Here is an 8,862-nt window from a genome sequence, read left to right as displayed (position 1 = left end):
CTGTTGAGTTCTCAAGGAACGGACGCTTCCTTCGTAATCACCCCTGCGGGCTTTCCTCCGGACGTTTTCGTTCGGTGTTTCTGTTGTTCTTGCGTTCCCGACTCTATCAGACTGTTTCCAGTGCCGATTTCCTCGGATTCCGCTCGCCGCTTTCCAGGTTCTCCGCTTTCGCGTTTTCCCTTTCCGGCGGCTCCGACTCTATCAGCGCTTTTCCGTCTTCCCGACCAGCTGTTCCGCGGCATGCGGAAAGAAGGATCCGGGATAAGATCTGCGTTCTAGAGGCGCTGCCGACACACGGTTCACAGGAAGTGTGAGTACGTGTTGGGGTCAGGCAGGAGTACGACAGTACATGGCGCCGGTTCTTGAGGCAAATCGTTTCCGTTGCACCTCTAAGTCTGCCAAGTGGCACCTCTCGTGCGGAACCGGGACTTCTTATGACTTACCCTGCTGAAGCAGGTATGCCGTCCAGGACAGGTAGTGACGGCGCCGCACAACTCCGCCCCTGGGAGGCCCCCATGACCAGCGTGACGTCCCCTCTTGAAGGCCGAGCCATCGGACTCGCCGCAGTCCCCGACCCCGTGTTCTCGGGAGCGATGGTCGGCCCCGGCACTGCCATCGACCCCGTGCGCGAGCCCGCTGCGGCCGTGTCCCCCGTGGACGGTGTCGTCGTCTCCCTGCACCCGCACGCCTTCGTCGTCGTCGACTCCGAGGGCCACGGTGTGCTGACCCACCTCGGCATCGACACGGTGCAGCTCAACGGCGAGGGCTTCGAGCTCCTCGTGAACAAGGGCGACACCGTGAGCCGCGGTCAGGAGGTCGTGCGGTGGAACCCGGCCGCCGTCGAGGCCGCCGGCAAGTCGCCCGTCTGCCCCGTCGTGGCGCTCGAAGCCACCGCGGACGCCCTCGCGGACGTTCAGGAGAGCGGCGACGTGAAGTCCGGCGACGCCCTCTTCACCTGGAAGTAGAACGTCTGGCGCCGTCCGTGACGACGGCGGGCAGTACATCCACCGCGGCGGCAGGTTCCGTCGCAACTAGCGGAGACGGTGAAATGGAGACAACGCTGCGAGGCGTCGGCGTGAGCCACGGTGTGGCGATCGGCGAAGTTCGGCACATGGGTACGGCGGTCCTGGAGCCGCCGGCCAAGCAGATTCCGGCGGAGGACGCCGAGCGCGAGCAGGGGCGTGCTCGGCAGGCCGTGGAAGCTGTGGCGGCCGACCTGATGGCGCGTGGCAATCTGGCGGGCGGCGAGGCGCAGGCCGTGCTGGAGGCACAGGCCCTGATGGCTCAGGACCCCGAGCTGATGGCCGACGTGGACCGTCGGATCGCCGTCGGCAGCACCGCCGAGCGCGGTGTGTACGACGCGTTCGCCGCCTACCGGGCGCTGCTCGCCGGTGCGGGCGAGTACCTGGCCGGCCGGGTGGCCGACCTGGACGACGTGCGGAATCGTATCGTCGCCCGTCTGCTGGGCGTTCCGATGCCGGGTGTGCCGGACAGCGACGAGCCGTACGTGCTCATCGCGCGGGACCTCGCGCCCGCCGACACGGCGCTGCTCGACCCGGCGCTGGTGCTCGGGTTCGTGACCGAAGAGGGCGGGCCGACCAGCCACAGCGCGATTCTCGCGCGGGCGCTGGGTGTGCCTGCGGTGGTCGCGCTGCCCGGTGCCGGTGAGCTCGTCGAGGGCACGGTCGTCGCCGTCGACGGCAGCACGGGCGACGTTTTCGTCGAGCCGAGCGCCGAGAAGCGCGCCGAGCTGGAGGCCGCGGCCGCTGAGCGGAGGGCCGCGCTGGCCGCGTCGACCGGGCCCGGTGCGACGTCCGACGGGCACAAGGTGCCGCTGCTCGCCAACATCGGCGGGCCGGCGGACGTCGAGGCGGCCGTGGAGGCGGGCGCCGAGGGCGTCGGTCTGTTCCGTACCGAGTTCCTGTTCCTGGACGACAGCAAGCGGGCGCCGTCGGAGGAGTCGCAGGTCGAGGCGTACCGCAAGGTGCTGGAGGCCTTCCCCGAGGGCCGTGTCGTGGTGCGTGTGCTCGATGCCGGTGCGGACAAGCCGCTGGAGTTCCTGACGCCGGCCGAGGAGCCGAACCCGGCGCTCGGTGTGCGTGGGCTGCGGTCGCTGCTGGACCACCCCGAGGTGCTGCGGACTCAGCTGACGGCTCTGGCCAAGGCTGCCGAGGGCCTGCCCGTGTACCTGGAGGTCATGGCGCCGATGGTCGCGGACCGTACGGACGCCAAGGCGTTCGCGGACGCGTGCCGGGAGGCCGGGCTGCAGGCGAAGTTCGGCGCGATGGTGGAGATCCCGTCCGCCGCGCTGCGGGCGCGTTCGATCCTGCAGGAGGTCGAGTTCCTGTCGTTGGGGACGAATGACCTCGCGCAGTACACCTTCGCGGCGGACCGTCAGGTCGGTGCCGTGTCGCGGCTGCAGGACCCGTGGCAGCCGGCGCTGCTGGACCTGGTGGCGGCTTCGGCCGATGCCGCCAAGGCCGAGGGCAAGAGCTGCGGTGTGTGCGGTGAGGCCGCGGCCGACCCGCTGCTGGCCTGTGTGCTGACCGGCCTGGGTGTCACCTCCCTGTCCATGGGCGCGAAGGCCATTCCGTACGTGCGCGCGACGCTGGCGAAGTACACGCTGGCGCAGTGTGAGCGGGCGGCTGCCGCGGCGCGTGCCGTGGACACCGCCGAGGAGGCCCGGGTGGCCGCGCAGGCGGTGCTGTCCGGGGAGTGACCCGACGGTCGCAGCGATGAGGTGAGGCCCGTGGGGCCGCCGGTGGGAGCCGGTGGCCCCACGGGTTTTTTCGTCAGTGGTGGTGGGGGCCGGGGTCCTCCTCCAGGGGGTAGCCCGCGCAGTAGTCGACGCCGGATTCCGGGGAGACCGGTTCGCCCGTCTCGGCGTCCGTGCAGTAGGCGTTGAAGACTTCGGCCTCGGTGAGGGCGCGCAGGCCGCCGCGGTCCAGTCTCCAGCCGTAGACCCTGTCCGGCCGGCCGTCGCGGGTGGTGCGCAGGACCACTCCCCCGGGGCTTTCGAGCGCGATGCCCGCGGCGAGGACGGTCACGAACTCGGCTCCCTCGTCGTCGCTGAGTTCGGGGACGCCGTCCGTCCCGGCCTCCGCGTGCAGGACGGAGAGCAGTTGCTCGCCCTCGGCGGGGACGCTGCACACGAGGTGGTGGGTGCCGTGGCCGGCGCCCTTGAGCAGGGCGACCAGGAGGTGGGACGAACGCTCGAAGGCCTCCTTGCCGATGTCCTCGCCGCAGCTCGCGCAGTCGCCCAGGCCGGTCAGGAGGAGGGTCGCGCAGTCCCAGGTGGCCCGGCGGACCGCTGTGTCCACCAGCACCGGGATGATGCGGTCGACCGGTTCGCCCGTGTACGGGACGCAGGCGCCGCGGGCTGCGACCTGCGCGGTGAAGCGGGCGCGGGTCTCCGGGCGGTCGGGGTCGAGGCCCGTCGACATGCAGAACTCGGCGAATTCCTCGGGGTCGAAGAGGGCGACGCTGGTGTGGAGGCCCTCGGCGGACAGGGTCTTGAGGAGGTCGTCGACCTGCTGGAGGTAGGTCCCGTGGCTGTCGAAGGTGAAGGTGCGGTAGGCCCGCATGGCGTCGAAGTCCTCACGGTCGGCCAACAGGCCCACCGTACTGGGGACTTCGCGGCGCAGTGCGCGGCGGGTGGACCGGGTGTGCCGGGTCGTGCTGTTCGTGCGGGTCTGGTTCTTGGCGTGCTCCATTGCTCCCCCTCAGTGCGGTCGATCACTGCTCACTCACAGTAACCGGGGGCACTGACAGCGTCGGCCGGGGAAGGTGGTCACGGGTCAGCCGGTGCTGGGCGAGCGCGGTGGCGGTGAGGACGGCTCCCAGGCCGAGCCACCCGAGCGGACCTGCGGCGATGACGGCGGAGACGACGAGGGGGCCGGCGCTGCGCTGGACGGATACGGCCAGTCCGTGGACGCCGAGGTAGGCACCCTGGGCGTCGTCGGCCGCCAGGACCACGGAGAGTTCCCAGGACAGGGTGGCATGCAGCATCTCGGCGCAGGTGAGGGCGGTGGCGGCGACGATCAGGGCGGCCACCGCGGTCCAGGTTCCGGCGGAGGCGGAGGCGGAGGCGGCGAGGGCCACGGTGCCGACGACGAAGGCTCCGGCGAGCGGGAGGAGGAGCCGGCGGGCGGCCCGCGTGGTCGGGGCGAGCCTGGCCATGGGCACCTGGAAGGCGACGACCAGCACGTTGTTGAGGACCAGGAGCAGCGGGGCGAGGCCGTGCGGGGCGTCGGTGGCGTGGACGATCCAGAGCGGGAGGCCGACGGAGAAGATCACGTCGTCGAGGAAGAGGACGGCTTCGGTGGCGGTGTAGAGGAGGTAGGTGCGGTCGCGCCAGGGGGTGGAGCGGGGACCGGCCGCTGATGTGCCGGGGTCCGGGCCGGCGACGGCCACGGAGGGGCGGGCCGGTTCGGTGCAGCGGGTGACGATCGCGGCGGCGAGCAGGCTGGAGAGCGCGTTGCCGACCACCAGGGCCTGGTAGGCGGTGGTGCTGCCGATGGCCAGGGCGCCCGCGGCGGCGAGGCCTCCGACGGCGAAGCCGATGTTGACGACTGTGCGGTTGACGGCCTGGAAGCGGACGCGGTGGGGGCCGGAGACGCGGGCGGCGAAGAGCTTGGTGAGGACACTGGTGGCGCGGTCGCCGAGGCTGGTGGCGGCGGCGAACACCACGAGGAGAGCGAAGTCGTCGGTGAGGAGGAGGGCGGCGGAGCCGGCGCCGCGCAGGAGTTGGGTGACGACGAGGACGTGGGTGACGAGGAAACGGTCCGCCAGGCGGCCCGCCAGGGGTGCGCCCGCGATGCCGACGCCGGCGGATATCGCGAGCAGGAGGCCGACCTGGGCGACCGAGAGGCCCGCGACGTAGGTGAAGTAGAGGGCGGCGGTGCCCGCCCAGAGGCCGGATCCCGTCTTGTCGACGAGGGAGACGGCGAGCAGACGGCGTCCGTCGCGGCCTCCCGGGATGCGGTCCTGCCAAGCGGTGCGGCTCTTCTGTGGCACCGTTCCCCCTTGCGTTCAATTTTGTATTGGTACATAATGTGTTACGTGGCAGCACAATATTCGATCAGTGGTACGTCCGCCAAGGGGATTTCCGCGTCCGTGGAACGGGGCGTGGCGGAGGGCGGGTTGGCGCCGGGGGACGCGCTGCCTCCGGTGCGGCGGCTCGCCGAGGAGCTGGGGGTCAGCCCCGGGACGGTGGCGACGGCGTACAAGGAGCTGCGCGGGCGCGGCATCGTCGTGACGCGGGGGCGCGGCGGGACCGTGGTGGCGCAGGCGCCGGCGGTGGGGTCGCGGCGTCCGCCCCGGGTGCCCGCGGGGGTGCGGGACCTGGCGGGCGGCCATCCGGATCCGGCGTTCCTGCCGGTACTGCGGCCGCCTGCCCGGGTGGAGCCGGTCGGCGGGTCGCACCGGGCGTCGCCCCGGCTGGCGGAGCTGGAGGCGGTGGCGCGGGAGTGGTGTGCGCGGGACGGGGTGCCGGACGAGCACGTGACGTTCGCGCACGGGGCACTGGACTGCGTCTCGCGGCTGCTGTCGGCGGAGTTGCGGCCGGGGGACGCGGTGGCGGTGGAGGACCCGGGGTTCCATCACCTGCTGGACCTGGTGCCCGCGCTGGGGCTGCGCATGGTGCCCGTGGCGGTGGACGCCGGGGGGATGCGGGCGGAGCCGTTGCGGGCGGCGTTGCGGGCCGGGGCGCGGGCGGTGGTGTGCAGTCCTCGGGCGCAGAGCCCGGGGAGCGGGTGCTTCTCGGCCGAGCGGCGGGGGGAACTGCTGGCGGTGCTGCGGGACTTCCCGGACGTGCTGGTGGTGGAGGACGACCACAACGCGGACGTCTCCGGGGTGCCGTTGCACTCGCTGGCGTCCGGGGGGCTTCCCCGGTGGGCCCATGTCCGTACGGTGTCCAAGCATTTGGGGATCGACCTGCGGTGGGCCGCGCTGGCCTGCGACGCGAAGACGCTGGCGCGGCACGACGGCCGGATGCTGCTCACCTCGGGGTGGGTGAGTCACGTATTGCAGGAGACCGTGCTGAGGCTGATGGGGGATGCCGGGACGCGGGCGCTGGTGCGGCGGGCCGAGGAGACGTACACGAAGAGGCGCGAGGAGCTGGTGGGGCAGTTGGGGCGGCGGGGCATCGCTGCTCAGGGGCACAGCGGGCTGAGTGTGTGGGTGCCGGTGCGGGACGAGTCGGCGGTGGTGAACGGGCTGCGGTCGCACGGGTGGTGGGTGGCGGCGGGCGCCCGGTTCCGGATCGCGGCGGGGCCGGGGGTGCGGGTCACGACGGCGGGGCTGGACGTGGCGGACGCCGTACGGCTGGCCTCGGACTTCGCGGAGGTGCTGGGCGAGTCCGAGGCCACGTACGGGGGGTGAGCCGGGGGGTTCCGGGCCGGATCGTGTCGGGGCCGAGGGCTCCGGGCCGGGTCGTATCGGGGGCCGGAGGTTCCGGATCGGGTCGTGTCAGGGGTCCGGGGGGGGCTGGTTCGGGGCAGTGGCGGGGGTGCCGGTGGGTTCGGTCAGCGGTGGCGGGTGCGGGCGAGGTCCTCGTAGAAGGGGAGGAGGCCGATGTTGTCGACCGAGCCGGGGTTGACGGCCTGGGCGAGGGGGGTGCCGCCGAGGAGCCGTTTGACGGGGACCTCGATGCGCTTGCCGGTGAGGGTGTGCGGGATGGCGGGCACCTCGATGACCTCGTCGGGGACGTGGCGGGGGGAGAGGGAGGTGCGGATGGTGGTCTTGATGCGGGTGAGGAGGTCGTCGTCCAGGGTGGCGCCTTCGGCGAGGTGGACGAAGAGGGGCATCCAGTAGCCGCCGTCGGGCTCTTCCAGTCCGATGACGAGGGACTCGCGGATCTCCGGGAGGCGTTCGACGGCTTCGTAGATGTCGGCGGAACCCATGCGGACGCCACCTCGGTTGAGGGTGGAGTCGGAGCGGCCGTGGATGATCACCGAGTGGTGGTCGGTGATGGTGATCCAGTCGCCGTGGCGCCAGACGCCGGGGTAGGTGTCGAAGTAGCTGTCGTGGTAGCGGGTGCCGTCGGGGTCGTTCCAGAAGTGGATCGGCATGGACGGCATGGGGTTGGTGACGACGAGTTCGCCGACCTCGCCGGTGAGGGGCTTGCCCTGGGGGTCCCAGGCCTGGAGGTCGGTGCCCAGGCAGGCGGCCTGGAGTTCGCCGATGTGGACGGGGAGGGTGGGGACCGCCCCGGCGAAGCAACTGCAGACGTCGGTGCCGCCGCTGACGGAGGCGATCCAGAGGTCGTGGCCGGCGGACGCGAACTCGTCGTGGAGCCAGCGGAAGCCGTCGGGCGGGAGCGGGGAGCCGGTCGTGGCGACGCACGTGACGCGGGAGAGGTCGTGGTCCGCGGCGGGACGGACGCCCGCCTTGCGGCAGGCCATCACGTAGGCGGCGGAGGTGCCGAAGAGGGTGGCGGCCGTCTTCTCCGCGATCGCCCATTGGGCGCCGGTGTCCGGGAAGCCGGGGCTGCCGTCGTACAGGACGACCGTGGTGCCCGTGAGCAGGCCGGAGACGAGGAAGTTCCACATCATCCAGCCGGTGGAGGTGTACCAGAAGAAGCGGTCCTCGGGGCCGAGGTCGCAGTGCAGGCCGAGCTGCTTGAAGTGTTCGAGCAGGATGCCGCCCTGGGACTGGACGATCGCCTTGGGGAGTCCGGTGGTGCCGGACGAGTAGAGGACCCACAGGGGGTGGTCGAAGGGAACGTGCTCGAAGACCGGTTCGTCGTCGCCCTCAGTGAGGGAGGACCAGTCGAGGGTGCCGGAGGGGGCGGGGGTGCCGAGCAGGGGGATGTGGACGACCGCGCGGAGGGTGGGCAGTTCGCGGCGGAGTTCGGCGACGGTCTCGGTGCGGTCGTGGGTCTTGCCGCCGTAGCGGTAGCCGTCGACGGCGAACAGGACGACGGGTTCCACCTGCTGGAAGCGGTCCAGGACGCTGCGGGCGCCGAAGTCGGGGGCGCAGGAGGTCCAGACGGCGCCGACGGCCGCGGTGGCGAGGAGGGCGGTGACGGCTTGGGGGATGTTGGGGAGGTAGCCGCTGACGCGGTCGCCGGGGCGGACGCCGAGGGCGCGGAGTTCGGCTGCCAGGGACCCGACCTGGCGGCGGAGTTCGGCCCAGGTGACGGGGTGGGGGTGCTGGGTCTCGTCGACGTGCAGCAGGGCGGGCCGGTCGGCGCGGGCGGGGTCCTCGGCGGTGCGCAGGGCGTGCTCGGCGTAGTTGAGGGTGGCGCCGGGGAACCACTGGGAGCCGGGCATGGTGCGGTCGGCGAGGACCGTCTCGTACGGGGTGGCGAAGCGGATGTCGAACCAGGCCGCGACGGCTTTCCAGAACGTGTCGAGTTCGGTGACCGACCAGCGGTGGAGGGCGTCGTAGCCGCCGTCGGCGGGGGCTCCGTGGTGCTCGGCGGCCCAGGCCTGGAAGCGGGTGACCGCCGCCTCGGCGATGCGGTCGGGGCCCGGCTGCCAGAGGGGTTCCTCGGAGGGGGGCTCGGACGGGGAGGCGGTGGGGGTCGCTGAGGTCATGGGTGGCTCCCGGGGGGTTCTGCGGGTGTGCGCTGGTGGGGTGGAGGGCTGGGGGTGTGGGGTGCGGGTCGGCGGTGGGCGGGGACTCCGGGGGGACGATGCCATGTGATCGACTTCCGCACCAGGGTGAGCGGGGGCGCGGCCCGTACAGGGGCTTGGGCAGGGGCGGCGGCTCCCGGTGGGCCGGGAGCGGGAGGGGTCGCCTCCTCGGGGCGGCCCTGTCGCCCCGGGGGGGGGGGAAGGGGGGAGGGGAAGGCGCCCCGTCGCCCAAGGGAGCGGGGCGGGCCCGGCATCCGAGCGGATCAGGGAGGTACTCCGGGCC

General features: G+C 72.2%; 7 protein-coding genes. 4 read left to right on the top strand and 3 right to left on the bottom strand.

Translation table 11 applies throughout. The features are described 5' to 3' along the window. The 3 genes from ACIP93_RS37600 to ptsP form a co-directional block, all read left to right on the top strand. Positions 1-314 (top strand): hypothetical protein (locus ACIP93_RS37600; RefSeq protein ID WP_401766960.1); only part of this gene is annotated, 314 nt, incomplete at its 5' end. 201 nt (positions 315-515) lie between these two features. Further along, positions 516-965: a PTS glucose transporter subunit IIA gene (locus tag ACIP93_RS37595; RefSeq protein WP_345225127.1), complete on the top strand. Its 450-nt coding sequence runs from the start codon at positions 516-518 to the stop codon at positions 963-965. An 83-nt stretch (positions 966-1,048) separates the two neighbouring features. Next, positions 1,049-2,719, top strand: a complete 1,671-nt coding sequence (gene ptsP / locus ACIP93_RS37590; protein WP_401766957.1) for a phosphoenolpyruvate--protein phosphotransferase — start codon at positions 1,049-1,051, stop codon at positions 2,717-2,719. 73 nt (positions 2,720-2,792) lie between these two features. Here the strand turns inward: ptsP and ACIP93_RS37585 are convergent, their stop codons facing one another. Continuing rightward, positions 2,793-3,713: a hypothetical protein gene (locus tag ACIP93_RS37585; RefSeq protein WP_401766954.1), complete on the bottom strand. Its 921-nt coding sequence runs from the start codon at positions 3,711-3,713 to the stop codon at positions 2,793-2,795. Between the two features lie 22 nt (positions 3,714-3,735). Further along, positions 3,736-5,016, bottom strand: coding sequence for an MFS transporter (locus ACIP93_RS37580; protein ID WP_401766952.1), 1,281 nt, complete (start codon positions 5,014-5,016; stop codon positions 3,736-3,738). Between the two features lie 45 nt (positions 5,017-5,061). Between ACIP93_RS37580 and ACIP93_RS37575 the strand changes: the two genes are divergently transcribed. Next, positions 5,062-6,381, top strand: a complete 1,320-nt coding sequence (locus ACIP93_RS37575; RefSeq protein ID WP_345225119.1) for an aminotransferase class I/II-fold pyridoxal phosphate-dependent enzyme — start codon at positions 5,062-5,064, stop codon at positions 6,379-6,381. A gap of 143 nt (positions 6,382-6,524) precedes the next feature. Here the strand turns inward: ACIP93_RS37575 and ACIP93_RS37570 are convergent, their stop codons facing one another. After that, positions 6,525-8,540, bottom strand: a complete 2,016-nt coding sequence (locus ACIP93_RS37570) for an acetoacetate--CoA ligase (protein ID WP_401766949.1) — start codon at positions 8,538-8,540, stop codon at positions 6,525-6,527. Positions 8,541-8,862 lie beyond the last annotated feature (322 nt).

Origin of the sequence: Streptomyces sp. NPDC088745 (assembly GCF_044751045.1) — a bacterium.
Classification (GTDB): Bacteria; Actinomycetota; Actinomycetes; order Streptomycetales; family Streptomycetaceae; genus Streptomyces; species Streptomyces cremeus.
This window is presented reverse-complemented; position numbering and strand designations above follow the sequence as displayed.